20 protein-coding genes are annotated in these 25962 nt (G+C 43.2%); 5 read left to right on the top strand and 15 right to left on the bottom strand.

Features of this window, described 5'->3' with window-relative positions; all coding sequences use genetic code 11:
* Positions 1-70 precede the first annotated feature (70 nt).
* Positions 71-1171: a vWA domain-containing protein gene (locus tag LEP1GSC050_RS12930; protein WP_010571629.1), complete on the top strand. Its 1101-nt coding sequence runs from the start codon at positions 71-73 to the stop codon at positions 1169-1171.
* On the opposite strand, the gene LEP1GSC050_RS12925 is transcribed toward LEP1GSC050_RS12930, so the two are convergent.
* From LEP1GSC050_RS12925 to LEP1GSC050_RS12895, 7 genes are all read right to left on the bottom strand, one after another.
* Entirely contained in the window at positions 1168-2811 is a 1644-nt protein-coding gene (locus tag LEP1GSC050_RS12925; RefSeq protein ID WP_010571628.1) for a mucoidy inhibitor MuiA family protein, read from the bottom strand. The two genes, LEP1GSC050_RS12930 and LEP1GSC050_RS12925, sit on opposite strands and share 4 nt — an antisense overlap.
* 23 nt (positions 2812-2834) lie before the next feature.
* Entirely contained in the window at positions 2835-4928 is a 2094-nt protein-coding gene (locus LEP1GSC050_RS12920; protein WP_010571627.1) for a DUF4139 domain-containing protein, read from the bottom strand.
* Positions 4929-5062: 134 nt separating this feature from the next.
* Entirely contained in the window at positions 5063-6355 is a 1293-nt protein-coding gene (locus LEP1GSC050_RS12915) for a sterol desaturase family protein (protein WP_010571626.1), read from the bottom strand.
* 138 nt (positions 6356-6493) lie between these two features.
* On the bottom strand, positions 6494-8041 hold the full coding sequence (locus tag LEP1GSC050_RS12910) for an OmpP1/FadL family transporter (protein WP_010571625.1): 1548 nt from the start codon (positions 8039-8041) through the stop codon (positions 6494-6496).
* A 290-nt stretch (positions 8042-8331) separates the two neighbouring features.
* A complete protein-coding gene (locus LEP1GSC050_RS12905) occupies positions 8332-10281 on the bottom strand; it encodes a chloride channel protein (protein WP_010571624.1) in 1950 nt (649 codons plus the stop codon).
* Between the two features lie 28 nt (positions 10282-10309).
* Positions 10310-11098 carry a hypothetical protein gene (locus LEP1GSC050_RS12900; RefSeq protein WP_010571623.1) on the bottom strand — a complete coding sequence of 263 codons (789 nt, stop codon included), beginning with the start codon at positions 11096-11098 and terminating at the stop codon, positions 10310-10312.
* Complete coding sequence (locus LEP1GSC050_RS12895; RefSeq protein WP_040911675.1) at positions 11095-11979, bottom strand: CPBP family intramembrane glutamic endopeptidase; 885 nt, start codon at positions 11977-11979, stop codon at positions 11095-11097. The genes LEP1GSC050_RS12900 and LEP1GSC050_RS12895 overlap by 4 nt, the downstream gene beginning before the upstream one ends.
* A gap of 77 nt (positions 11980-12056) precedes the next feature.
* On the opposite strand from LEP1GSC050_RS12895, the gene LEP1GSC050_RS12890 reads away from it, so the two are divergent.
* Both LEP1GSC050_RS12890 and LEP1GSC050_RS12885 read left to right on the top strand, forming a co-directional pair.
* Complete coding sequence (locus LEP1GSC050_RS12890) at positions 12057-12983, top strand: LysM peptidoglycan-binding domain-containing M23 family metallopeptidase (RefSeq protein ID WP_020987267.1); 927 nt, start codon at positions 12057-12059, stop codon at positions 12981-12983.
* Positions 12983-14080, top strand: coding sequence for an SMP-30/gluconolactonase/LRE family protein (locus LEP1GSC050_RS12885; RefSeq protein WP_010571620.1), 1098 nt, complete (start codon positions 12983-12985; stop codon positions 14078-14080). Before LEP1GSC050_RS12890 ends, LEP1GSC050_RS12885 begins: the two co-directional genes overlap by 1 nt.
* 117 nt (positions 14081-14197) lie before the next feature.
* Here the strand turns inward: LEP1GSC050_RS12885 and LEP1GSC050_RS12880 are convergent, their stop codons facing one another.
* The 7 genes from LEP1GSC050_RS12880 to LEP1GSC050_RS12850 all read right to left on the bottom strand — a co-directional run bounded on the left by LEP1GSC050_RS12880 (position 14198) and on the right by LEP1GSC050_RS12850 (position 21439).
* Entirely contained in the window at positions 14198-15883 is a 1686-nt protein-coding gene (locus tag LEP1GSC050_RS12880; protein WP_010571619.1) for an NADPH-dependent assimilatory sulfite reductase hemoprotein subunit, read from the bottom strand.
* Positions 15884-15916: 33 nt separating this feature from the next.
* Positions 15917-16516 carry a precorrin-2 dehydrogenase/sirohydrochlorin ferrochelatase family protein gene (locus LEP1GSC050_RS12875; protein WP_010571618.1) on the bottom strand — a complete coding sequence of 200 codons (600 nt, stop codon included), beginning with the start codon at positions 16514-16516 and terminating at the stop codon, positions 15917-15919.
* Positions 16513-17289, bottom strand: coding sequence for a uroporphyrinogen-III C-methyltransferase (gene cobA, locus LEP1GSC050_RS12870; protein WP_010571617.1), 777 nt, complete (start codon positions 17287-17289; stop codon positions 16513-16515). Before cobA ends, LEP1GSC050_RS12875 begins: the two co-directional genes overlap by 4 nt.
* A 17-nt stretch (positions 17290-17306) precedes the next feature.
* The gene (locus LEP1GSC050_RS12865) at positions 17307-18551 is read right to left on the bottom strand and encodes a sulfate adenylyltransferase subunit 1 (protein WP_010571616.1); all 1245 of its coding nucleotides are present in this window, start codon (positions 18549-18551) and stop codon (positions 17307-17309) included.
* A complete protein-coding gene (gene cysD / locus LEP1GSC050_RS12860; RefSeq protein WP_010571615.1) occupies positions 18551-19459 on the bottom strand; it encodes a sulfate adenylyltransferase subunit CysD in 909 nt (302 codons plus the stop codon). The genes LEP1GSC050_RS12865 and cysD overlap by 1 nt, the downstream gene beginning before the upstream one ends.
* Positions 19456-20187: a phosphoadenylyl-sulfate reductase gene (locus LEP1GSC050_RS12855; RefSeq protein ID WP_010571614.1), complete on the bottom strand. Its 732-nt coding sequence runs from the start codon at positions 20185-20187 to the stop codon at positions 19456-19458. The genes cysD and LEP1GSC050_RS12855 overlap by 4 nt, the downstream gene beginning before the upstream one ends.
* 334 nt (positions 20188-20521) lie before the next feature.
* Positions 20522-21439 carry a hypothetical protein gene (locus LEP1GSC050_RS12850; RefSeq protein ID WP_010571613.1) on the bottom strand — a complete coding sequence of 306 codons (918 nt, stop codon included), beginning with the start codon at positions 21437-21439 and terminating at the stop codon, positions 20522-20524.
* 109 nt (positions 21440-21548) lie between these two features.
* Between LEP1GSC050_RS12850 and LEP1GSC050_RS12845 the strand changes: the two genes are divergently transcribed.
* Positions 21549-23510, top strand: coding sequence for a phosphoethanolamine transferase (locus LEP1GSC050_RS12845; protein WP_010571612.1), 1962 nt, complete (start codon positions 21549-21551; stop codon positions 23508-23510).
* Positions 23511-23530: 20 nt separating this feature from the next.
* Here LEP1GSC050_RS12845 and LEP1GSC050_RS12840 read toward each other — a convergent pair whose 3' ends face one another.
* Positions 23531-24505: a lysophospholipid acyltransferase family protein gene (locus LEP1GSC050_RS12840; RefSeq protein ID WP_010571611.1), complete on the bottom strand. Its 975-nt coding sequence runs from the start codon at positions 24503-24505 to the stop codon at positions 23531-23533.
* Between the two features lie 212 nt (positions 24506-24717).
* On the opposite strand from LEP1GSC050_RS12840, the gene LEP1GSC050_RS12835 reads away from it, so the two are divergent.
* On the top strand, positions 24718-25893 hold the full coding sequence (locus tag LEP1GSC050_RS12835) for a lipocalin-like domain-containing protein (RefSeq protein WP_010571610.1): 1176 nt from the start codon (positions 24718-24720) through the stop codon (positions 25891-25893).
* Positions 25894-25962 lie beyond the last annotated feature (69 nt).

Here is a 25962-nt window from a genome sequence, read left to right as displayed (position 1 = left end):
ACATTTATGCAGGAAGATCTCAGGCTTTTGAGAGTTGATCCGATAAGAAAAATAAGCGGTCGACTCGTTAATGTTCTCTCTAAATAATACGGTAGTAGAAAGACGCCGAAAGTTCGGAATCGTTATCGTTCTACTTTATCTTTTTTCGCAAGGAATTTTTTCTAACGACTCCGATCAGGATACAAGGCCCGAACTTTCTATCCCGGATTCAAACGTGGATGCGAAATTATTCGTTTTGGATGCGAGTGGATCGATGAACGAATATCTGGGTATTTATCAAAAAATCCATCTAGCCAAAAAGCATGTGAAACATTACGTGGATAGCTTACCCGAATCCGCAGAAGTAGGTTTAATTGCATACGGCAATCGCTTACCGGGATGTAAATCTTCAAGATTATATCAACCTTTGGAAAACGGAAACAAAGCTCAATTTCGCAATAAACTTTACGGACTAACACCTTCCGGGGCAACTCCTCTTGCAGAGTCTATTCGCGTCGCCGGCGAATATATCGCCCGTCGAAAACAGCCGACGGAACTGATTCTTATTACTGATGGAATAGAAAGTTGTTATGGAGATCCCGAAAAGGAATTAAGAATTCTGCAACAGAGGGGCATTAATTTTCACCTTAACGTGCTTGGACTCGGCTTAAAGCCTGAAGAAAGAAGTATTATGCAATCCTTGGCCCGCCTCGGACAGGGAACGTACTATAATGTAGACGGGGATGCGGATTTTTATTCTGCGATGGAGGATCTTTTAAAGAAAGGGACTTTTCCGATAAAGAAACAGGAAATAGAACCCAAGCGTAATTCGAACAACGGCAAGATTAGAATTTTAAGCCAAAGTAATACAGAAATCGAACACGGAAAGAATCGATACAAAATTTCATTTGATTTTCATAATGCGGATTCTTCCAGTCATTGCGTCATTCTTAATCTGAAAACTCAAGCAAGTCCCTCTCCGAGTATAAATCGATCGAATGAAAATCGAGCTTCAAATCCGGAATCCATCATTAAGATAGAAGGTCAGTGCTTTCAATCTAAGGACGGGAGCGGTCAGTTTGAATTCAGCGCAACTCAACAAGAAATTACGTCGGCCGAATTAGAGCTCTGGGATATGTCGGGTGTTCCTCAAGCCGTCGGGCGAAGTGGAGAAACTAATCTAAGTCATTAAGGTAAATTTAAATCCTGATCGCTTGGATAACTCACTCTGTATTCCAATTGAATTTCCTTTTTTCCTGACGGAGGGATTTCCAAAACCCACTCGTAAATTCCCGAGTTGGGTCTAAATTCCTTTGCTCCCGGAGTTGTTCTATTGGAATCTATTTCGACCTTTACGCTTGCAAGTTCTGAAATAGGAATTTGATCTCTAACGAAAACCGATTTGGATTCTTTCCCGAAATTTTCCAAGGTCAAATAAACGCGCTTTTCGATCACCTTCTGAGTCGAGATCAATCCTTCTTTGGTATTATTAGATTCTTTTCGGTACGAAAGTCGAAGACTTCCTTCCGTTCCCAAAGAAACCGAAACGTTTTCGTTAGGACTCGTGTACAAAATCTTAGTAGCACCGATAAGTCCCGAATTCCTGAATAAAGAAACTTCACCCGGAAGGATGGGAAATTCACTCGGATTTTGGAATGTAGCCTCCAATAGTGGAAACGGTTTGTATCGAGGAGAAGCGATAGTTTTGACTTTTATCAGAATGTAAAACGAACTCATTTCCAACTTTCTAGATTCGCGTTGGGATGGCAGACTAACCGTTTTGGGTAAACGAAACAAAAAACCGCCTCCCCGTTCGGAAGTGGTGGGAGAGGCTCCACCCGATTCTTCGTCGACTAATTGATCCTGTGCCATTTGTGCAGGCGTACTAGCTTGGCTTTGCGCACTCAGTACTTCTTTCTTGTCGGCTACTTCCTGATCGAATAAGCGTTGAGGATATAGACGGTTTCTCCTCTGAGATAAATCTGGTCGTGTAGTGGAAAGCAAGAGTCGAACCCCTTTCCAATCTTCTCCCGTTTCCTGTCTCACCTCGGCCAAATATTCGAATTGGGCTTTTTCGGAGGAATCGTTTGCGGTTAAAATATAAGTCGGTTTCCAATTTGCATTAGGAACCAGATAACTTAATCTTAAATCGATCGTCTTAGATTCTTTCGAAGTATTCACTATTTGAATCCAGGTATTTCTCGTACTCTTTTCGGCCTGCGAAAGCAAAATGGAAAGCTGTGCCTTTACCTCGTCTAGTTCACTTTGAATTTTAATTTTACTTCTTTCGATTTTTTCCCAGGAGGAAAATAAGACGAAGGACTCTTCCCTGTTTTTCCGTAAATAGGTTCCCCAATTTTTTCCGTCGGATTCCACTCTGCCATATAAAAGGTTACGACTAACAGTGTCTGAGACTTTATTACGTAGTTCCGTCAATAGCCCCTTTTCCGATTTCAAATCGTTTTCTTTTGCAATGACCGTTTCCAATTCCTTTTGCAAAGTCACGATTTTTCTCTGAAGTAGCGCAACCTCAGGATTTGATGCGGCAGTTCCTTCTTCTTTCCAAGTCCGCGTGCCGGTCACCTCCGCCAGATTAGAATCCGTCCCGGCCATCAAACTTTCTTCCAATAATGAAACCGGTAAATTTTGAATTTGAACCCTATTCGTACCTGGTGCCAATTGTACTTTACCGACTCTTAATATTTGAGCCGTTCCTTGGTGCACAGTCACTTCTTGAATGGCAAGGTCGGCGCCGACGGCAAACATATCATTTGAGACCATCAAAACCGTCAGCAAAGCGGCAAAAGAGTTTATTAAAGTATTATAATTCATATTTTTATTCCACCGATAGGATATTAGTAGGATCCGCTACCTTGCGAATCTCGAAGTATATTATTAGCCGGGTACGAAACTGTGTATTCGAACTCGATTTTCTTAACGGCACCGGCAGCCAGATCCATTTCATAGGTGAGAATTCCATCATCCGTTTTCTCGGGTTTTTCCGAGCCTAGGGACCATTTGATATCGACACTATCGTCGACCGTATAAGGAATTCTATCTATCACTCTGATTAAGATCTTTCTTTTCTTATTGTTCTTTATTGAAATCGATACTTTATGCCGGACAGTTTTACGCTTAGAAATCAGTCCGGACTTGTCCTCGAATTTCTCCTCTCGTCTCACGATTTTCACATCCCGGTCCGGACCTAATTCGATTCGAATTTTTTCTCCGGGTTTCAAAGTGGAAACGGAGGTCGTTCCTAGAAGATTTTCTCCGGAGTAAATCTCGAGCGGTCCGGAAAGAAGAGGTTCTCTTTCCAGATTAGTGGAAACGACCGTTAAGTACGAATCTTCGCCGGTTATCGGGGAAGATTCGTAAGCCGGAGAAACCGGAACGATTCTTTTCCTTAGAAAGACGCGATTCAAAGTCTTATCGGACGGAATTCTTTCAAACGATTGCGCTATATAACGAAAATCAAATCCTTCCGAGGAAAGGCCCGGCGCGACTAAATTAAATACGTATTTACGATCCGAATTCAATTGGGACGACCGGTTAAGTAAAGTCTGCACCTGAGATTCGATATCTCTTAATTCTTTTCGAGAACTTTCACGCAAGCCCGAAAACCTACGTAAAGCCTCTTTCCCGTATCGAATCGAGTCTTCGTACGATCCGCTATCAAAGAGACTTTTTTGATTCGCTAATTCACCGCGAAGCTGATCCATATTTTCCTCGACTTGCAGTGAATTTGAACGATCCTTAAAATTACTTTCTATAATCGCGCGGGATTTTTCCAACGGATTCTCGGTCTGATCGTCATAGTCGTCCTGCTTCGCTTTTGACGCTTGAGGTCTTGAACTCCGTTTCTTAGCTTCTTTGGCGGGCTTAGACATAACCGGAGCTCCTGCAGAAGGAGAACCTTTTGCCTGTTCGTTGTAAACATTTTGATCGTTCGCATGATACGCCTCTTTTTCTCGATTCACTACGACTTTAGAAGAAATTCGTAATTCACGATAATCCGGCAAATCGACATCTTGATTCGGATTTGCGGTGGAAAATTCGAGTCGAACCCCGTTCCAGTCTTCCCCCGTTTCGTTTCGAACCAAAGCATACCAACCTAACTCAGCTTCCGTTCCGCTCGGCTTGAGATCTAGAGTGTAGCGAGGATACCATATAGCGCCGCGAATCAGATATTTATACTCGATACGATATGTGGCTGCAGTTTCTATTTCAGCTTCCAGCCTGATTTCTTTCCGACGGAGAACGTCTCCTTGAGCAAGATGTTCCAACTTAGCCGTTACGATATAAAATTCCTCTCGAAGACGATCTAGCTCTTCTAATTTTGCTAATCTAAGTTTCGTGTTTTCTTCGGCGAGATCCGAATAGGTTTTGCGAAATCCTAAAAAAGAATCCGAATCGACCTTCTCGATCACTCCTTCTTCTTCCCTGAATCCCGGACGAATGGAACGTAAACTCGTTTCCCAATCCAACAATTCCTGTACTTCTTTAGATCTCGTGCCTAATGAAAGTAACAAGGCGTCCTTCCTTTTTTCTAATTCTTCGCTCTCTCTAGATTTAAATCTTTTAGATATCTTTTCTAGAACGCGAACGCCTCGGATCTTGAACTTTTTATTCGGATCTGAAAACGAAACCGAAACGCTTTTATCCAAAATGTTGGAAGGAACTTCTCCCAAACTCACTTCCGACGCCCCTGCCGGAAGTTTAATTTCCATGACCCTCTTTGCGTATGCAAAATCGGAATATAGAAGGACCGACTCTATACGAGAACTGGCGGTAGCCATAGCCGTCTTAGCGGTTGAATTCCCTTCGGTGACCGCAACAGGAGAATCTTCAGAATCTTGCGATTTTCCGTCTCGAGGCCATAGTAAGCCGCCAAAAACAATGAGAATAATCAGGGAATATTTACGAATAAGTCGAAGCGAAGAGGACATAGGTTCATTAGGAGATACGCCAATAAACCTTTCGTCAATTTATTTTCCGATAAGATATGTAACCCGAAACCGCATACTTCTAGGATATTCAAAGTTTCTTCAGACTTGAATCGGGTTGGAGTTTTTAGAAACTTTTATGCCGTCTTTGCCGAATAACCTTTTACGGTAAAAAATCTTTTCTGGGATAGCAGAAAGGCCCCTAGCACGGCGAAAGAAACAAGGGCCGTAATCTTCATCATGAAAGGGAGAGAGATAACGATTTCCATCGGTAATAAAGCGGTCAATTTTTGAACGTGCGTAAAATCGAACGGATAGACGTATGTCAGGACGGCAATGGAAGCTAAGCGAACCAATTCCAAAACGATTCCAGACGTTTTCAGTTCGAAAATTGCTCCGATAGTCCATAATGTCCAGAGTACATAGAAACCGAGAACGATCATCTCAGGCAGCGGGAGTTCTTTCTTAAATTCGATGTACACCATAGAGGCACCCATCGCAAATAAGAATTGTAGGATCGTATATATCGTCAAAGTGATCGGGATTTGCGTATCATATTTCTTGTAAGTTGATCGATCGATTTCAGGAGGAACTACACTCTTTCCCAAATCGGCCGGTTTCCAACCGGGCGCTTTGAACCATACTAGAAACTTATCCTTCCAGGATTTGGTTCGCCAAGAAAGATCGAACAATTCTTGAAAGTAATGAAACTGAGCCCAAATCGGATTCCAGGTAGTCATCGGTTTTACAATTCCGAAAATCGGCTCCTCTTCTTCCTCTCTAAAGCTTCCAAAAAGACGATCCCAAATGATGAACGTCCCGGCATAATTTTTATCTATGTATTTGGGATCTCTACCATGATGCACTCTATGATGAGACGGAGTATTCCAAACCCATTCAAACCATCCTAACTTAGGAATGATTCGAGTATGAATCCAAAATTGATAAGCGAAGTTAATCTGAATGACTAACATAAACATCAACGGAGGAAATCCCATAACCGCCAGCGGAAGATAAAAGGGAAGCGAAAAGGTATTTTGAAGAATCCCTTGTCGCAGGGCTACGGTTAAGTTATAATCTTCGCTTTGATGATGGGCGACATGCGAACCCCAAAAGATATTAATTTCATGGGCAAATCTATGATACCAATAATAAAAGAAATCAGCCAATACATAGCAGGCGACCCAGGCTATCCAAGAATTTTCCGCCAAAGTAAACAATCGAAAATTTTGGTAGGCCCAAGCGTAGATTGCAATCAAACCGAGTGTAATGAAAACGGTAAAGATCTGCATGTAGACTCCTGCAGCTAAATTATTAACCGAATCCTTGTAACGATAAAAAGGTTTCTTTGTGACAAGAACCCAAATTACTTCTGCAAGAGCCAAAACAAAAAACGCGGGGGTGATTAACTCGATAATATTCTTTTCCATCTCTAAGCCCGCTTTCGACTTTCACTGTAGCGATCGGTCGGTCAAGAAAAAGAAAGGGAATTCATAAAATATCCCCTTTAAATAGTTTGATAACGAATGTTATTTTTAGCGATAAAACAAATCGTATTTATTTTAATTTCAAAAGAAGAGACTTACAGAGGCCGAAACCGAGAAAATCCCTCCGCCATAACTATAGTTGGGATTTATAGTAGTAGGTTGATACTTATCAACTTCCACCCATCTTAATCTTTGGTACATTAAACCTAAATCGAATATAACGGGGTTTTTCAATCTATCTTTCAAAAATCCAAAATTACGACCGCTAAGTACGTACGAGAATCCGAGAGAGTATATCATTCTATCATTATCCATCCAGTTATTTGTTCCCGCATAATGAGGGACTGGAGTAGGACGACGACCGATTCCGGCTCTCGCTTTCATAGTCGGAGTGATCGTGATTTCCGCTCCGAAGCGCACGTCGGTCGTATCATGAAAATTCAAAGGATCCGAATATCTTGCCTTAATCCTGGAGTTATGAAGGAGACTCCAGAGTTCCCGATTTATATCCAAATTCAATTGAACTTTCTTAAATGGACGGAATCCCACCCCGTAAGACCATACGCGAGGATTGTAATCGGACAGAAGCGCCAAATCAAAGTCTAGCTGAATTCCCAAAAGTGTCGTTTGTGCTCTGGCAGGAATCGGATCCGTCGAAAGGTAAGTTTCCCTTTTGTAAGAAGCTCCGAGGCTGAATTTTCCGTAAGTAAATTGAAGACCGTAAGTCGGATTGATCAAAGGCTTTAACGATAAAACGACCTGAGAGTTTGCTTGAACAGGATCAGGTGAAATCGGAACGTCCTTTAATAGAATCGCGCCGGAACCCCCGGCTAACGCGGTAAATCCGACACCTGCAAAGAGACGATCTTTCCAAAGCTCCACGCCGACCCCGCCCATGATGGTAGGTCGTTGATTGGTGACCCCGGACTGCAAGTAAGTCGGCACGGTAGGATTTTGATCGTTCACCACCATTAGCTTTCCATTTGCAGGAAGAATCGCATTCAAACCGAAGCGAATCGTTCGACCGATATCGAAAATCTCGTTGAGATTCATCGTGAAACCCAATCCTACAAAGCTGTCGTCGGGATTTTTAATCGCATCGGTTGTGGGAGCATTTGTTCTAATCGTCGGATTTGCATAGGTTCCCAAGAATGTGACTTCGTGTAGATTTCTCGGAGGTCGAGCAAGAGGACGATACGCAAATAGGCCGTCCTTTAAATTGTACCAACCGCGCTTGTACCAGGGACCGGTAAGGGATGGATCATCCTTAGACGGTTCCATAGATAACAAGGGACCGTCGGCCGGATTTTTTCCGTCTTTGCCCGGTTCAGTGTTTGCAGCAGCGGACGCGGCCTCCTTTTCCTTATCGGCCTGGTCTAATTTTCCTACAAAAAGATCCGCTTCGTTTAAACGACCTAAACCTGCTACGTTGTAAAACACGGCCGACGAGTTATTTACCGTTGCCGTAACTGCGCCCGCCATACCTGTTGCAGTTGGATGCGCGCCGAATATATCGCCATAGCTTCCTGCCTGTATTTCAGAGCTCCCACCTCCGAATAGACAATACACGAGCGCAAGAGATGTCCCCGAAAGATAGGGAATCTTTCTTTTCAATAGAATGTTTCGCATGTTCCCTTCCTGATTTAACCAGCCCCCAATCTATTCAAAACAAATAGAACCTGCTGATTTCTTTATTACACATCAGTTATTTTTTAAAAATTATTCCGTATCTTATCTTCACTGCCAAAAATGTCCAGTAAAATTGAAAAAACTACCTATAGGTGAAATAGAGCTAAAAACTGTAAAAAAAGAAGATTTAAAAAGATAAACAGTGATTATCGTAAAAGAATGAACGCTACATCTATAGACCAAAAGGTATAAAATCCTAGGCAGATTACCCAGTAGGTCTTTTAAAAAAGCTATTTCTTAAGGGATTGGTTTTTCTTAGGAAGCGTCGTCTCGAAATACACTTTCATAAGTTCCGCATATCGCAAGTAACCCAGGCATTTCCCATCTTGAACGACAGCGATTTTATCAAGATCAAATTCAACCAAAAGTTTTAAAGAGCTCGCGAGACTTTGATCGATTGATCCTGCCGGAACACTGGAATCGGTAGCGTCTCCGACGGTTATCAAGTCTTTGGCAAATTCCATGCTCTCCGGCGAATGTCTAATTTTACGCAATGATAGCATTCCAAGATACTTTTTCTGATCGTCTAGAACGACGTAATCACTCGCATGAATGCTGATGGATTCTTGCTCCAATTCGGAGAGCAATTTAGAAGAATGAGTAACCGCTATATTGCGAAGTTTAGAAGAAACTTGACCGATCGAAATACTTTCCAAAACGTCTCGGTTCATATCCCAGTAATGTGCAGGCGACTGAAACCGATTTTCCTTTTGGCTTTTATAAAGACTTAATCTATGCGAAAGTACGAATGCGATAATCGAGACCACCATTAAAGGTGGAAGAAGAGAATAACTTCCTATGATCTCGCAAATCATAACCATACCTGCAATCGGAGCACTTGCGATACCGGCGTAAAATGCACCCATTCCGACTAGAATAAAGGAAGAAACCGAAACGGGTGTAATCAGAATAATTTTCGCTATCGTACCAACCGCTCCTCCAAGCATTCCACCGATAAAAAGGGCCGGTCCAAACATTCCGGCAGAACCTCCCGTTCCGATAGTAAACGAAGTAGTAAGCATTTTCAAAAATGCGAATCCGAAGAAAAACAATGCTAAAAGAAGATTCCTTTTTACTGCAAAATCGTTTTGCAGGTTAAGGACGGATAAAACTCCGCCTTCTTGAAGTCCGACCGAATCAGGTACCTTACTGATTCCAAGGCCGTTTAAAAGACCCGGTAAATACGGTTCGAAGATCGGTTTCGCATCCAAAGCATCCTGTAAAACACCGGAACCTGTCCCGATTACCTCCGGGAGAAAGAAACCGATTATCCCGACAGGGATTCCTCCGATCGCCGGCTTTAGCCAATCCGGCACAGGCCACTGCTCGGACCAATCTTGGATTTTTCTAAAAATCCGAATAAATGATGATCCATTCCAAAAACATAAAATACCTAATATCGCGTAAAAAATCAGTTCCGGATATTCCTCAAAACCGATTTCGGGGACCTTATACACCGAACCGAAACCGTTCAGACCGGAATAAGTTAGATAGGCAGTAACGGAAGATATAATACATGGTATCAAAGAATCGCTTTCGATATCTTCCCGATAAATCATTTCTACGGAGGTTAAGGCGCCGCCGAGTGGAGCGTGAAAGATAGCCCCTAACCCGCCCGCAGTCCCTGCTAAAAGAAGAGTTCTGCGAGCTCTCGCCCCGGCATGGATCAAAGTCGCCACGACGGAACCGAAACCGGCCCCTATTTGAGAAATAGGACCTTCCTTTCCCCCACTCCCGCCGGTAGAGAGAGTAAAAATCGTAGCAATGGATTTTACAAGCGGAACCTTAGCCGCCATTTTTCCTTCCTTATTATGAAAGGAATCGATCATGGAATCGGTTCCGGTTCCGGCAGACTCGCGAGAGAAGCGGTATACGAGTAAACCGGTCGCCAAGCCGCCTAAAATTGGAAGAAATAATAAGGACCAGCGACCTATACTAAAGGTCGGATCAGGTTGAAGATCGACGTAGTATTCTCCATTCGGATGGGTATCAGCGATTCCCGCGACAGTATGCAAAAGAAAAAATTCACCCCAAGCTAAAGCTCGGGAAAACGCATAGGCTCCTAAACCGGAAACCACACCCGTCAGCAAGCAGTAAAAATAAAGTGAACGGCTCCCGCCGATTTTGAAAACCGTTCGCCAGCGAGGTAGAAAGTTCGCTATGGAATCGAAACGAAACATAGTTTCTTAAATTCCAAAACTCGAATTTCTAAAAACTTTTGGATACATTTAATTCAAGTATTCGGTTATGAGAGTATGTATCCTGCCAGGATCCGACCATTCTGTATAATCTAGGTACTAGAAGCAAACCGAGAAACACTCCGGCTCCCGGCGATTCTAATACGTTTCCGGACGGGGTCGGCTTGCCCATCAAGGATTGAATGGCCGAATGAGAATGTATGGTAGTCGAAGCATAGTAGTAACCTAAGCCAGCGAGCAGTAAGTCGGCCACTATATAACCGAACACTCCTTTCAAAGCATCGGAAGAGGAATAAACCGGCGATTTGGAGGAACTATAGTACACCGAAGTCGCCGGTTCTATCAAAGCCAAGGTACCGGAGATCAAAAAACTCTTTCGTCCGGATACTTCAGCTGTTCCTTCAACGCCAGGAGAGGATTGACCTTCCATGACTTGTTTTCTAGTTAATTCTTCCAGTAAGTAATTCTTAAAGGCTCGCTCCGAACCCTTCTTCGGCGATTCGATCCGAATCAAACTCAATTTTTCTCTTTTAGAAAAACCTAAAACAAATACGTCGATCGTTATCGGCGAATACCAGCGCGAAGTATAGCGATACGCAAATCCCTTGGTGGTTTTGTTCGAGATAATTCTATCGTAAGTAAGTTTGTTTAAGGCTGCAATGATTCTAAGATCGTTTTCGGCGGGGTCTCCATCCAATTCGAATGCTTCCCCCGCAGACAAGGAACTTCCCGACCATATCAACAACGCCGCTGAAATAAATATTGTCAGTTTGATTTTTGCTTTTTGCTTTTGAATCATCCGACAACCCGGTCTCCGAGGAAAAACGCTGCAACAAGCATTGAACTGTTGTAAGCAACATGCGCGGTTATGGGAACCCAAATATTTCCCGTTTTTAGGTAAGATAGTCCGAAGTAAAATCCTACGAAGATCAGCAAAATAGGCCCAACCCAGGACCCGCGCGGGTTATAATGAATTAGGCCGAAGATAAGTGAAGTAAATATTAAGCCGAATATTTCATGTCCTTTTCCGACAAATTGTTTTAGTAGGAACCCTCTAAAAAAAGTCTCTTCCACGATCCCCGCACCTAAACTGACCCCGAGTGAGGCCCATAGAAGTAAAAACCAATTTCCCTGTAAATTCTGAGTCAAGGCCACTTCCAGCGGATTTGATTGCGGCTTTCCTATAAAAAAGAAAATTAAACCCCCCGCTACATTCACAAAACAAAATGTTGCAAAACCGACGGAAATTCCGATCCCAAAGGCGCCGCCGTCGAATGTCTCGCTAAAATCAGTACAGTCCGCTTTGCCTATTCGCCGGAGAATCATATATGCAGGAATTAAAAAGCATACAGCCCATGCAATTCGATCGACTACAAGCAACCAGGGACGTTTTGTAACCACAAAGTCCGTATAGTCTCTCAGGGCTTTTTCCGCCGAGGCCGGTTCGTTCCAGGCGATCTTTTTATTCTCTGGCGAGTTTCCGTTTTGAAGCTCTTTTAACTTGATTGAATTCTTTTCGGAAATCGCTGGTCGAGCCGATAAGGAAAGTTCGATTTGCACCTTTGCTACCTGCTGGTACAATAAGTTAGCAACTAGTAAAACCAGAACTTGGAGCAGGAGTATCTTAATGATCTCGCTGAAAAATCCTCGGCTACTCGATTGCTTGCTTTTTTCTTCCATGGTCGGGACCCCTCCCATCATTTTCCTCCGATTTTTTGCGTCATTGTTTTTTTAAACGAACCGATTCTTATAGAGTAGTGACTTTCCTCGGAATCCCAATTAGATCGGTATCGTTTCTCGTCCTTCTTCTCGTTTATATCTCGGGATTAAAGGAAGTAGGCGCCGTTTTTGAACGACTTCCCCTCAACAGCCTTGACTATTCCGATAAACACCTGCTTCGGATCAGAGACGAAGTAAAATATAACCTCAGAGTCTCGGTATCGAATTTAGATCAAAAAAACTTAGCTCCGCTCCGTTTCCTAGTTTATAAAGTAAGGGAAAAGGATAACTTTTTTAAGATCATGGCCAGGACCGGGATGGACTTGGATACGTTATCTTCCGTGAATCAACTCTCTTCCCCTCAAGATATTTATCCAGGAATGGAACTTCTGATACCGAACATGCGGGGATTTTACGAATCGGATGAAAATTCGTCCAGTGAGAACGCAAGGAAGAAGATCGCCTCCCGTCACAGAATTCCGCTCAAATTCCTATATTATGATGACCGACGAAACGCTTGGTTCGTTCCCGGAAGAGGGCTACCTAAGGACGAGAAAAGTTTTTTTTATGGAATGGCCTTTTCGAATCCTCTTGCTGAGGAAGGACATATCAGTTCCCGCTTCGGAAAAAGGAAGGATCCTTTCACGAAAAAAGATACGTTTCACGGCGGAATCGATCTCGCTGCCGAAAAAGGAACTCCGGTTTATGCCTCTGCCGACGGAATCGTTTCATTTGCAGATTCTAAGGGCGGATACGGAAATCTTGTCGTTCTCAAACATCTTCTCGGATATGAAACTAGATACGGGCATTTAGATAAGATTTTAATTCCGGAAGGAACGAAGGTGAAAAAAGGGCAACAGATAGGAGAAGTAGGAAAAACCGGAAGAGCTACCGGTTTTCATTTACATTTCGAAGTATTACGAAATAGTCAAAAACAACGACCCATTTTTAGGGGTCACGTTTAATGCTCAGAAGTATATATCTTAATCCTTTCCTTAGAATCGTATTCCCTATCCTTTCGGTCATATCTTTACTTTTCGTATCGATTCTCGTCGGATGGAATAAAACTGATCCGGAATTTTATTCCGTAGATTCCCCGATTCCCCAAGGGGAAGATAATGCTCTCTTTTTTTCCGAGGCAGTCCACGAAGGAAAGATTTCGGAACCATTTGCGATCGCTTTGGATTCGAAAGGGTGGATTTACACCGGATCCTCAGACGGAAACATCTACAGAATTAAGACCGACGGAAAAGTGGAGGTATTTGCAAGAACGTCCGGAAGACCGCTGGGTTTAGCCTTCGACGGAAAAGGCAACTTAGTGACTTGTCTCTCCGGTGTAGGACTTGCTTTTTATGACCCGCAGGGGAAGGAAAACATCCTGGCGAGGCAGGACGAACAGGGAAATACATTAGGAAATCTTTATGGGTTAGATATAGCGTCAGACGGAACGGTTTATTTTACCGAGGTTAGTAGGAAATTTTCGTACGACTCTTCTTACTTAGAAGAGCTCGAATCTAGACCTAACGGAAGGATCTTGGCTTATAAACCCAAAGACCAATCCATTACCGTCGTGTTGGACGAAGTATATGCACCTACGGGGATAGCGCTTTCTTCGAGAGAGGAATTTTTGGTGTACGCGGAAAAGTATAGACATCGAGTAACCCGATTTTGGTTAAAAGGGAAGAAAACCGGAAAAGAACAATTTTTTATTACCCATCTTCCCGGTAGCCCTGCCTTGATCCACTCCGATAAAAAAGACGCATTCTGGATCGCCCTTTCGGCGCCACGGCACAAACTAATCGATAAAATTCAGGAAAAACCTATCCTGAAAAAGTACGTCGCTGCGTTACCCGTTTTTTTCAAACCAAAGGAAGGAACCTTTACCTATATCTTGGGAATGAACGAAGCGGGAGATGTGACATTCGCGCTGACCGACTCTTCTTCAAGTCGAGTCGGATCAACCACGGCTGCAATCGAATTCGGAAGAGGGCTTTTACTTGCCGGAAATGCGTCCGATAAAATATGGAAATGGAAATTCGAGACCTTGGAATCTTTTTTTTAATCTCTAAAAGATGCGCGCAAGGGATGTGTAGGGCCGCGGTCGGAACGACCGCGGGTCCAAAGGACCGAGCGGTACTCCGCGAACCCGGAGCAGCCCGACCCCGAAGGGGATGCGCCCTTACATAGAACCTAGTAAACTTCTAAAGTTATCTATTCCGTAGCGTTCGGCAAAACTCCCGAATCTCTCTTCGGCCTGTCCCTCTTTCTTCCATAATTCAAACGCCTTTTCGAGCTGAACGGGAATATCAGCGAACGCAACTTTCTTAGCTACGTAGTCTCCGACTTTAGTTCCTTCCGGATTGCCGCCGAAGAATAACGAGTATTTTCCGCCCGCCTGTTGCCCGACGATTCCGACTTCCGCAGAATAAGGTCTTGCACAACCGTTTGGACAACCCGTCATTCTTACGATAGGAGCACGATCATTTAAATCTAATTTGTCTAAAACCTTTTGGATTCCCTCCAGTAGTTCCGGAAAGGTTCTTTCCGACTCCGTTAAGGCCAATCCGCAGGTCGGAAGCGCAGGACATGCCAATGCACGATCGTATAATGGTTTAGGAGAGGCAGGATCTACTTTATAATTTTTTAATTTATTTTCTATCTTTTCCCGATCTTCCTTGCGGATCCCCATCAAAACCAAATCCTGATCGGCGGTCACTTGAACATCTAATTTAAAAGTGGAAATGATGTCCCTTAAGGCGGTCTTTAGAGGCTTGTCAGGAAAATCTTTGATTCGTCCCGACAAAGTATGAAAGCCCAAAGAATAAGTTCCGTCTTCCCTTAAAGTCCAACCTAGGTAATTTGGAGTTTCCCATTTAGGAAGCGTCTTATTAGTATCGAATTTAGAGCCGGACCTTTTTTCGACTTCGGATCGAAACCATTCGACTCCTTTTTCGGCCAGAACATATTTAAGACGAGCATGCTTACGATTCGTCCGATCTCCAAAATCACGGTGGGAAGTTACGATTCCTTCGGCCACGGAAATTAAGTCTTTTGCGGGAATCCATCCGAGTAAATCGGCAGCTCTCGGGAAAGTCTCAGGCTTATTATGAGTCATACCTAGCCCGCCGCCCGCAAAAACGAAATACCCGTCGATTTTTTGATCCGCACTTAAAGTTGCGGCAAAACCCATATCGTTGGTATAGATATCGACGGAATTGTTGCCGGCAAGAGTGATCGCAATTTTGAATTTTCTGGGGAGGTATGTCTTTCCGTAAATTCGGTCTTCTTCCTCCTCCTTATTAATTTGTGTTTCGCCCAGCCAAACTTCGGCGTATGCTTTACTTTTATATTTGAAATGATCGGATAGTAATTGAGCGAATTCGTCCAATTGGTTCAAGTCCGTTCTTCCCCAAGGATTGAGCGCTTGGGTAACATTTCTGACTACGTCTCCGCAAGCCCCCATCGTGGATAAATTCACCTTATCGACCGCTTGCATAATCGGGCGAAGGTCGGTTAAGCGAATCGTATGCATCTGAATGGATTGGCGAGTGGTTAAGCGAAGAGCTCCTCCGGCAAATTTATCCCCTAACTCGTCCCAAACCAAATATTGCTGAGCGGTTAATCTTCCGCCGGGTATTCTACCCCTGATCATAAAGGAGGTCGGATTTTCGATGAAGTCGCCGTTTGCGTCTTTTCTTCGATCTCTATCCTTTTGTTGATACATCCCGTGAAATTTAATTAATTGACGATCGTCGTCCGCAAATTCTTCCGCTCGGGTTTCGACCGCCTCTCTAATTTTTCCCCTAAGTCCATGAGACGCTAATTTAATGTGCTCGACTTCGTTGAGTTCTTTTCCTTCTGACATCGTAGGGATTCATCCTTTATATATTAGCTTTTATTAATTCTCTATTTTTGCCTTCAGGTATTTCTCTCGAAATCCTTGAAGCAGTTCTCTTAATGCGATCTTTCTCGTTTCAGGATCGCCTAAACGTTGCTTTGTAATTTTTCGTATTTCAAATAAATCAATTAAATCGTTCTCGTGATCCGCCGGTAATAATTCTTCCAAAATCGTTCGTAGAGTGCCGGACAAACCTGCGAATTCACCTTGAGTCGATACTGCGACCCGCAACGGTCCCCGATCGAAAAAAGCGGCGGAATAAAAATCGCAACTTTCAGGATCGTCGGCACAGTTGATCCAAACTCCCAATCGCTTGGCTTCCGAGACTAATCGCTGATTCGTCTCTCTATCGTTAGTCGCAGAATAAATAAGTTGAAACCCGGCAAGGTCGGAAAGCTCGACCGATTTTTGAATCAAAGAAACATCGGATCGATCCGCTATGAGTTTGCTCACATCCGGATGAATTTCTCGTGCCAGAACGGTTAACCTACAACCGGTTCCCAATAAAGATCCGAGTTTTTCCAAGGCCACTTTTCCGCCGCCAACGAGAAGGACATCCTTATCTTCAAGTTTCAAAAATACCGGAAGCAAACCGTTCATCCGATTGCATCGTACGGAAATTGCATATCCGTCCTCTCGAAATCGGTTCTACTAGGAAGTAATCCTACTACTGCTCCGATATAAATGATTCCCGGACCGGTTCCAATTTTAGGAATTCCCTCTCTTGCTGCGACGCCTAGAGTTCTTACCGTGGTTTTTTGATCGGGAAGACTGGCATTTTCCACCAACGCGACCGGTAATTCCGAATCGGCACCATGCTGAATCAACTTACCCGCAATTTTTTGAATGGAAGACGTTCCCATAAATAATGCGATAGTTCCCTTGAATCGCGCGAACCATTCCCAGTCCGTCTCCTCATTCAAAACCGTATGGCCATCCATAATCAATACCTGCCTGGAAAGACCTCTATGCGTTAACGGAAATCCTGCGCCGGAAGAGCCTCCCGTTAGCGAGCTCACGCCGGGAACGATTTCGTATCGAATTCCATTGGCTCGAATCGCCTCCAGCTCTTCCCCGCCTCTTCCGAATAGAAAAGGATCTCCACCTTTTAAGCGGACCACGGTTTTACCCGATAAAGAATAGCGAATGAGTAGGTCCTGAATTTCAGCCTGGGTCGCAGAGTGTTGCCCGGCACGTTTACCGACATAATGCGTGATTGCATCCGCAGGAAATAGCTCTAAAAAGGAAGGATCTAGTAAGGCATCGTAAAGAATGACTTCGGCGTTCTGCAAAATCCGCAGCGCGCGAACTGTTAGAAGATCCGGATTTCCCGGTCCTGCACCGACTAAATATACTTTTCCTTTTTTATCCATTATGATTTCCTAATGAATTACTGAGGAATTCCCACGATCATTCCGGCGCCCACGGTATTATTGGTGCCTTCATCCACAAGAACGAAGCTTCCGGTTCCCCTATTCTTGGAATATTCGTCAAAAGCGATCGGCTTTGCAGTCCGAATTCGAATCCTTCCAATTTCGTTTAAACTCAATTGTGAAGCGTCAAGCTTTTCATGAGTTTGGGTTTCTATCCTAAAGGAGATCTCTCTGACGGCCGCCTTTACTGATCCGGTCGTTTGCCTTAATAGATACTTATTTCCGGGTAGAAGAGCTTTCGTATCCATCCAGCAAACATCGGCATCCAAATCCTGGGAAACGGAAGGAAGAGAACCGGTTAATACGATCATATCTCCGCGCCCTATATCTATTTCGTCTTCCAGCAGGATTGTAACGGACATGGGAGCAAACGCCTCGTTGACGCTTCCTTCATAAGTATCGATGGATTTAATTCTAGATCGCAAGCCGTTCGGTAGAACTACGATCTCGTCGCCTTTCTTAAAAAGTCCGCTCCTGATCTGGCCAGCATAGCCTCTATAGTCGTGATACTCTTCGGTTTGCGGACGAATTACGTACTGAACCGGAAATCTCGCTTCGTGCTTACTCTCATCGGAATCGATATCGATTTCTTCCAAATATCCCAGTAAGGTTTTACCTTTCCACCAAGACATATCGAGAGACGGTTCTACCACATTATCTCCGTTAAGCGCAGAAATAGGAATGAATTCTATTTCTTTAATACCCAATTCGGCCGCAAATTTTTGGTAAGCGGCTCTGATTTCCTCGAATCTCTCTTGTGAGAAGCCTACTAAATCCATTTTATTAATGCAAACCACAAGGTACGGAATTCGTAGCAATGAAACTATGTATGAATGTCGATAGGTTTGTTCGATCACACCCTTTCTTGCATCCACAAGTATGATCGCTAGATCGACGTTCGAAGCGCCGGTAACCATATTTCGTGTGTACTGAACATGCCCGGGAGCGTCCGCAATAATGAATTTCCTTTTAGGCGTGGAAAAGTATTTATAAGCGACGTCTATCGTTATTCCTTGTTCTCTTTCCGCTTTTAAGCCGTCCGTTAAAAGAGCAAGGTTTACCTGACCATTCACCTGGCCGGCTCTCTCGATCGCTTCCAACTGATCTTGGAAAACTGATTTGCTGTCGTAGAGAAGTCTTCCGATCAATGTAGACTTTCCGTCATCTACACTTCCTGCAGTAATAAAACGTAATAAATCCATCAGAAATAACCTCCGCGCTTACGTTCTTCCATAGCCGCTTCGGATCTTCGATCATCCAAACGGGAGCCTCGTTCCGTCGTACGGGAGGTTTGTATTTCGCGAATGATATCCTCTAGCGAATTTGCCTCCGATTCCACGGCTGCCGTACAGGTCATATCTCCGACTGTCCGAAACCGGACGGTTCGTTCTTCAACCTTATCGTTCGAATCCAAATTGATGAATTTTGAAACTGGGAAAATCAAATTTTCTCTCCATACGATTTCCCGTTTATGCGAGAAGTAAAGCGAGGGAAGTTCCATGTTTTCGGTTTTGATATATTCCCAAACGTCAAGTTCGGTCCAATTGCTTATGGGGAAAACGCGAACGTTTTCACCTACATGTATTTTACCGTTGTATATATTCCAAAGTTCGGGACGTTGTAATTTCGGGTCCCAACCGCCAAACTCGTCTCTTACGGAAAAAACCCGTTCTTTAGCTCTCGCCTTTTCCTCGTCTCTTCTCGCTCCACCGATACACGCGTCGAATTTGAATTCGGCAATCGTATCGAGTAGAGTTACAGTCTGAATGCCGTTACGACTCGGAAATTTACCTTTTTCTTCCACCGCCTTTCCTTGGTCGATGGAATCCTGGACATAACGTACGATTAACTTCTCTCCGGTTTTTTCGGCCAGTCTATCACGAAAATCTAATGCTTCCTGAAAATTATGCCCGGTATCTATATGCACTAACGGAAACGGAAACTTCCCTGGTCGAAAGGCTTTTAAGGCTAGATGTACCAGTGTGATAGAATCCTTTCCGCCGGAAAATAATAGTGCCGGCCTCTCGAATTGGGCGGCAACTTCCCTAAGTATATAAATCGATTCCGCTTCTAACTGTTGTAGATGCGTTAAGCGAGTCCGCGTTGTCATACTTGCGATCCTTTTTTACGTACGAGTTTTCCGTCGACCCAATGTAATCCGCATTCTTTGGTTGATTCATTTTCCCACCACCAGCGACCGGCTCGAAGATCCTCTCCGGGAAGTATCGCTCTAGTGCAAGGTGCGCAACCGATGCTTGGAAAACCTTTATCATGAAGCGGGTTATACGGAATTCGGTGAGTATCTACGTATGATTTAGTCTCTTCCCAGCTCCAATCCAAGATGGGATGGAATTTGAGGATATCACGCGAGGAATCCAATTCGACTTTCGGCAAATCTCCGCGAGATCCGGATTGTTCGCTTCGAATTCCCGTAATCCATAATTTAGCGCCTTCTAAAGCTCGATTCAAAGGAACCACTTTACGGATATGACAGCATTCCTTACGATTTTCTATGGAATCATAGAATGAGTCGGGTCCTTTCTCGTTCACGAGTTTTTCTACAATCTCCGTATCCGGAAAGAAGGTCAGGATTTTTTTCCCGTACATTCCATTCGTTCGTTTGTGTAGTTCGTAAGTTTCGCTAAAAAGTCTGCCGGTATCTAATGTGAAAATGCGAATCCCGAGATTTTGGGAAAATATAGCGTGAGTAATGGCTTGGTCTTCTAGCCCGAAGCTCGTTGAAAAAACGGCAGTGCCGGGAAATTCTTTGTCGATCAGAACCAAGGATTCTTCCAATCCGAGGCCTTTTAACTTGCTCTCCAGCTCTAAAGGGTTCATGTTACTGGCACCTTCATTTTCGAGTGATTTTAGCACCTTTTTGCTAATATACTGTACCAAAGTTTTATATATTGGATTTTTTGTAAAGTATAGTCGAAACTCTCAGTCCAACTTCCTCAGTTTGATCGATACGAACAGAGAATTTTTAAGAGATTATACAAAAAGGATAAAGACCAAAACTGAGCAACATAATTCTCCCGACAGTTTCAGGTTATACTGCGAGAATCGAAATGATTCGCGTATTTTTTAACAATCTGTATATTATTATGTCCCTAAGAATCGTCTTCAGCAGAGTAACAAATTCCGGATTCGAGATCAGAATACTAAGATTCTTTTAGTTTATAGGAAGCCCCAAGTCATTTCGCAAGATTCGGTCGGCGGGAAAATGCCTTTCCCAGTAGGCAATCCTGGATGAGCGCCGAAACTTTGCAGTAGTTGTCAGCATCCTAGGTTCCGACCGAAAATCTCCATCGGGGTATGTTTCTTCCCAGCCTCCAATTCTATAGGGAAAGGCAGATTCAAAATCGATTTTCAAAGTTCGCTTCAACTCGGGATATTCGAGCTCGTAGCGAGAAATTTTTTCGGATATTTTTTTGATCTGCGCGTTCGCAACGGCCGGGATTGGATCCCGATGTACAAACCGAATATAGAATAAACCCGGTAAAATTCTAATCTTACCGGTCGGAAGTTTTTCCGGAGCCAATCGAATCCGATTCCAAATTTCATCCTCTAAAATCGATTCTACGATTTTGCTTTTTCGATCACCTTCCGTTTCAAAGTAAGAAAACGAGATTAAATTATAATCTTTATCGTCCAAATTCAATTGAAGATAAGTCGTTCCGCACCATTCTTGAACGCTTACAACTTCTTTAAGACTGCGAGGCAGCTCGGTTCGCGGAGTAAATATGGACAACATCAGTTTGTACGGATAAACCCCGGTCAAAAAATCCTTCGTTAAATTTAGTTTTAAAACCGGAACTATGTCATCGGGAGAATTCTCCGGAAAATCGAGTTTTACTTGTTTGGAATCGGAAAAACCCTCATGGACGTAAATCATCGTGGCAATTCCATGATTTAGATTTCCGTAACGAGCTTGGACTAGATCAAATGTCGTAATCTCCGCCAAGCCCGAATCCCAATACTTGGAAAATTCTTGAGCATTACTTAACGGAGTATAACCCGATTTTGACGGATGACAGCAATGTAACGTTAAGGGAAACAGAAGCAAAGTGAGAAAAGGGATTCTGAACATAAAATCAAGTTCTCCTTTTTTTAGACATACCATCACGGTTTCAAGTGACCATTAATTCCAATCTATGTAATTGACGAGGTACATTCACCGGAAAAACTTTGGTCCTACGATGGGATTCAAAATAAATAAAACACTGTCGATCATGGGAAAGAAAGCGGTTTTAATCGCAATTCCAGTAATCCTACTATTATCGGATTTAATTATCCGAGACGAAGTTTTTCCGGGCTTTAAAACTCTGCAATGGTCGTTTTACCTATTATCATTTATCTACACGATCCTACTCTATTCCGCTCTAATAATCGGGCTTCGTTTTCTTTATTTTTACGGAAACAAAGGTCTTTATTGGACTTCACTTTTGCTAGCGGCATTTTTCTACACCGCATGTATGGCCGGTTCTTATGGATATTACGCTTATACCGGAATCATGCCTAATTTTTTCGTCTTTTCGTTCCTGTTCCAAGAGCCGTTGAATAGTTGGACGATTTTTTGGGGAGGCTTAACCGGACGATTAATCGTTCTCGCGTGCCTATTATATCTTTTAATCGCATCGCTTCTTTATCTTTCGACGAAAGTCCTATCGCAAAAATTTAGATTCAGAAAGATTCTACGTTTGGCGTCGATTTTTTGTTTTTTACTCCTTACTGCATTTCTTCATAACAATACCCGCTTCAACGATCAAGTTTACGTGTCCGATACGAACACGATCGCATTCGTATGGAGAAACGTTTATAACAAACTTACAGGCGACAGTTTAGGTTCGGCCGGGCTCCAGTCTAGAAATAAACCTAAACTATCAAACGTAAGCCCTACGCCTACGTTCAATATCCTACTGATCGTCGCCGAAAGTTTACGTAAAAATAATATGAGTCTTTACGGTTATAAAAAAGACACTACACCTTTTCTGGTTCAGAACGTAAAAAATGCGAATCAATATTCGACGTTCGTTTTCAAAAAAGCTTTCTCAAATTCGAGCTCGACCTTACTTTCCTTTCCTAGCATACTTTCGGGAGTATCTCCGGCTCAACCTGTGCCCATGACTCACAGTTTTCCCCTTTTTTGGGAATATGCAAAGATTGCAAATTACTCGACCTTCTACATTACCAGCCATGATCTGCAATGGAATAATTTCAAAGGTTTTTTCCGAAACTCGAGTATCGATAAAATTTGGGATAAGGAAGCAAGCGGATCGGGAGTTTTTAACGATATTGGAATCGACGATCGCAAAACCGTTCAAGAATTTAAACAATACGTTAAATTCTTAAAGAATAAAAACGAGAAATTCGCGGGAGTACTTCATTTCAATACGAATCATTTTCCCTATCTAATCCCAGAGGAAGAAAAAGTATTCCCTGTCAATACGGTCCCTGATCAATACGATAACTCCGTCCGTCACATGGATAGCTTATTGAAAGAAGTTTACGAATTTATGAAATCGGAGGGCTTAACGGAAAACACTATAGTTATTTTTACTTCAGACCATGGAGAATCGTTATTCGAACACGATTATCTAGGCCATATCGATAGTAACCATATCGAAACGATTGCAATTCCTATGATAATTTCACTCCCTCCTGCCCTTAGTAAAAATGGGATCCGAACGGAGGCATTAAAAAGAAACACGACCCGCACCGTCGCAAATACCGATGTCATTCCGACAATATTGGATATTCTGAACTTAGAGAATAAACCGGACGTAAAAAATTATATCTCGAAATTGGAAGGAAAATCCCTTTTGAGAGATCTGGATGCCGAAAGAAAAATTATCGTAACCAATAATAACGAGATATCGCTTTATAAAGTAGGGATCAGTTATTTAAAAGGCAATCTTCATTACCTAATGAACTTAAATACGATACCGCCGAAAGAGAAATTATACGACTTATCAAACGACCCGAATGAATTGCGGGACCTTTGGCCCGAGCTTTCCGAAACGGAAAAAGAGGAATGCAGAAAGGAATTGCAAGAATGCGGGCTCTGTCGCGACCTCTATGAGTCGATCGGTATTCGCCCTATGAATTCCAGCTCAGAGGATTCAAGGAAGTCCGGCAATAAAGACGTTTCGGTCAAATAACACGAAGTAGACGATCCGATTCAGTTTTGGAACGGAAGTTGGAAAGCATCCCAAAAAATTTGTAATTCTTTTTCGTTCTCCGGTTTCGTATGCCAACGCCTATGCAGCCAAAAATAGTCGGCAGGATGTTCGTTAACTTCCGCTTCGAGGCGCTTGACCCATTTATAAGTAAACTCCCTTTCCCATTTTTCAGGATCCTTTCTAGGATCGGAAAGCGGTCGTTGAAATTCTTCAACGTAAAAGTATAACTTACCCGCATCGTCGTACCAACTACTACAAAATAGAATCGGCACATCGGTCATTCTAGCGAATGTCGCGGGTCCGAGGAAGGTAGAAGCAAATCTTCCTAAAAATGGAAAGAAGGTTCCGTTCTTTCCCGCATCTTGATCGGAAATAAACGCGACTAATTTTCCTTGTTTAAGAAGGCTTAATGCTTTTCGCGGACTTTCATCCGTGTACACGAGTTTGATTCCTTGAGTAGCTCGATTCCGCTCGATCCAGGCATTTGACCAAGGATTACTTTGTCGTTTAGCAAAAACGTAAAGGTTGTTTTTAGGAGCCGAATAGCAGACGGAGACCCCCATCGTCTCCCAATTCCCAAGGTGTCCTAAAACCAGGATACCGCCTTTCCCGAAGAGACGTGCATGAGTTTCCGGGTTAGGTAAAAGGGTTACCCAATCATTTAGAAACTTACTATTCATACGCGGTTCTTCGCAAAACTCGTTGGCCATATTTGCCAGATTTCGCAGATTATGGGTGATTAACGTCTGCACTTCCGAGTCGGTCTTTGTAGGAAAGGCCAGCCGAATATGTCGCTCGATTCGATTTTTCGCAGAACCCGTCGCTTTTCCGAGTAATGAAACTACCGAGAATAAAAGCTTACCGCGAAGTTTATACGGAAAGAAAGAAAGGAATCCAACGAGCAATCTCGCGAAAGCGTATTGAAGGAATTTTCTAACCTTTTTTCGCTCGCTTCTCGGTACGATCTTAGACATAGACCAATTGAGAAGGTCGGAACAGCCCGAACAAGTAGAATTTGAACGCTTAATCCGTCGAAATATACACTTGAATTCGAGCGAAAATTTTATTACTTTTTGATTAAAAGACGTGAAGCGAGCCGTTAAAAGTATTTTTACGATAGCGGTGATTTACCAGTATTGCAAGTTTCCATTAATTCCGAAATTAAAGATGCAAGTGGACAATAGAGATGTTTTACGGAAATAAAAAGCGGGATACTCAGGCGCATATTCGGAAAAGACGTAATAGAGTTATTCCTCGGATACGATTCGCATTACTAATAACGATCTTATTATTCGCCCTTTCTTCGAATGCAGAGCATGCAGTCGCGTTCGGCCCGAATAAGACGCCACAAGGACGAACTGAAAGCGGAAAGCAGTTCAGATTTCCCCAAGATCATTTTTTTCATAACGGCTTTCGCGTTGAATGGTGCTATTTCGTCGGTATTCTAAATACGGAAACCGGTAAAGAATTGGGGTACGAGCTTAGCTTCTTTCGCGCATTTTTCGGATCCAAGGTTTCCGTTTACCCGGTCCATTTTGCAATTTCCGATATAAACGAAAAAATTCACAAAACCGCACAAGGTTTAGAACGAGAGTTGGGGAGTTTAGCCGGACAGGATAAGCGTTCCATTTGGAGCAGCGATTATCGAATGGAAGTGCTGGGGCCGGCCGAATTTCGAATCACTGCCTTCCCTCGTCAAGAATCGGGATTCGGAATCGAATTGGAATTGAAAGGCAAGCCTGAAGAAATTCTACTCCATGGAAATAAGGGAAAATCGATTAAGAGCCGGGTTCACCCGGAATTTTATTCGTACTATTATAGTATTCCTCGCTTGGAAACCAAAGGAACTCTTTATTTGGACGGCAAAGAGTATGTCGTAACATCCGGAAACAGCTGGATGGATCACGAATGGAGTAGTCCTGAAGGAACTGTTAATGCGAGCAATCTTACTTCCAAGGAAAATGCTTGGGATTGGATCTGCATACAACTCGACGACGGATCGGATATCATGGCCTTTAATTTTCGCCGTAAATCCGGAGAAGCTTCCGAAACCTTCGGAACGGTCAGAAATCGCGACGGGAAAGTAAGATCGTTCGAAAAGGAAGGCGATCTTCGCTTTCAGCCCAAAAACAAAATCTGGAAAAGTTCCAAAACCGGAATTCCATACTCTTTAGAATGGACCCTCGAATCCGATCAGCTTGCGCTGGAAATAAACCCCAAATTTGAAGATCAAGAATTCGACGCGAGAGAAACCTCCGGCTTGATCTATTGGGAAGGTGGAATCAGCGTGAAAGGTTTTAAAGATGGAAAGCCGGTATCAGGCAAGGGCTACCTCGAATTGAAAGGAGGACAGCGGAGGTAACGAAAGTAACCAAAACCGGTCGAAAAAATCTTTATTCCATGCGACTATTTTTGAAAAATAGTTCGATGC

The organism is Leptospira broomii serovar Hurstbridge str. 5399 (genome assembly GCF_000243715.2).
Lineage (GTDB): Bacteria > Spirochaetota > Leptospiria > Leptospirales > Leptospiraceae > Leptospira_B > Leptospira_B broomii.
Note: the sequence above shows the minus strand (reverse complement) of the source record. Positions and strands in the feature narration are given on the sequence as shown.

Excerpts from the sequence above, each read along its gene's own strand:
- LEP1GSC050_RS12910 (WP_010571625.1), bottom strand. The coding sequence starts at position 8,041 with ATGCGAAACATTCTATTGAAAAGAAAGATTCCCTATCTTTCGGGGACA.
- LEP1GSC050_RS12895 (WP_040911675.1), bottom strand. The coding sequence starts at position 11,979 with ATGGAAGAAAAAAGCAAGCAATCGAGTAGCCGAGGATTTTTCAGCGAG.
- LEP1GSC050_RS12835 (WP_010571610.1), top strand. The coding sequence starts at position 24,718 with ATGTTTTACGGAAATAAAAAGCGGGATACTCAGGCGCATATTCGGAAA.
- LEP1GSC050_RS12920 (WP_010571627.1), bottom strand. The coding sequence starts at position 4,928 with ATGTCCTCTTCGCTTCGACTTATTCGTAAATATTCCCTGATTATTCTC.
- LEP1GSC050_RS12900 (WP_010571623.1), bottom strand. The coding sequence starts at position 11,098 with ATGATTCAAAAGCAAAAAGCAAAAATCAAACTGACAATATTTATTTCA.
- LEP1GSC050_RS12840 (WP_010571611.1), bottom strand. The coding sequence starts at position 24,505 with ATGTCTAAGATCGTACCGAGAAGCGAGCGAAAAAAGGTTAGAAAATTC.
- LEP1GSC050_RS12925 (WP_010571628.1), bottom strand. The coding sequence starts at position 2,811 with ATGAATTATAATACTTTAATAAACTCTTTTGCCGCTTTGCTGACGGTT.
- LEP1GSC050_RS12915 (WP_010571626.1), bottom strand. The coding sequence starts at position 6,355 with ATGGAAAAGAATATTATCGAGTTAATCACCCCCGCGTTTTTTGTTTTG.
- LEP1GSC050_RS12885 (WP_010571620.1), top strand. The coding sequence starts at position 12,983 with ATGCTCAGAAGTATATATCTTAATCCTTTCCTTAGAATCGTATTCCCT.
- cysD (WP_010571615.1), bottom strand. The coding sequence starts at position 19,459 with ATGACAACGCGGACTCGCTTAACGCATCTACAACAGTTAGAAGCGGAA.
- cobA (WP_010571617.1), bottom strand. The coding sequence starts at position 17,289 with ATGGATAAAAAAGGAAAAGTATATTTAGTCGGTGCAGGACCGGGAAAT.
- LEP1GSC050_RS12855 (WP_010571614.1), bottom strand. The coding sequence starts at position 20,187 with ATGAACCCTTTAGAGCTGGAGAGCAAGTTAAAAGGCCTCGGATTGGAA.
- LEP1GSC050_RS12930 (WP_010571629.1), top strand. The coding sequence starts at position 71 with ATGTTCTCTCTAAATAATACGGTAGTAGAAAGACGCCGAAAGTTCGGA.
- LEP1GSC050_RS12905 (WP_010571624.1), bottom strand. The coding sequence starts at position 10,281 with ATGTTTCGTTTCGATTCCATAGCGAACTTTCTACCTCGCTGGCGAACG.
- LEP1GSC050_RS12850 (WP_010571613.1), bottom strand. The coding sequence starts at position 21,439 with ATGTTCAGAATCCCTTTTCTCACTTTGCTTCTGTTTCCCTTAACGTTA.
- LEP1GSC050_RS12865 (WP_010571616.1), bottom strand. The coding sequence starts at position 18,551 with ATGGATTTATTACGTTTTATTACTGCAGGAAGTGTAGATGACGGAAAG.
- LEP1GSC050_RS12875 (WP_010571618.1), bottom strand. The coding sequence starts at position 16,516 with ATGAACGGTTTGCTTCCGGTATTTTTGAAACTTGAAGATAAGGATGTC.
- LEP1GSC050_RS12880 (WP_010571619.1), bottom strand. The coding sequence starts at position 15,883 with ATGTCAGAAGGAAAAGAACTCAACGAAGTCGAGCACATTAAATTAGCG.
- LEP1GSC050_RS12845 (WP_010571612.1), top strand. The coding sequence starts at position 21,549 with ATGGGATTCAAAATAAATAAAACACTGTCGATCATGGGAAAGAAAGCG.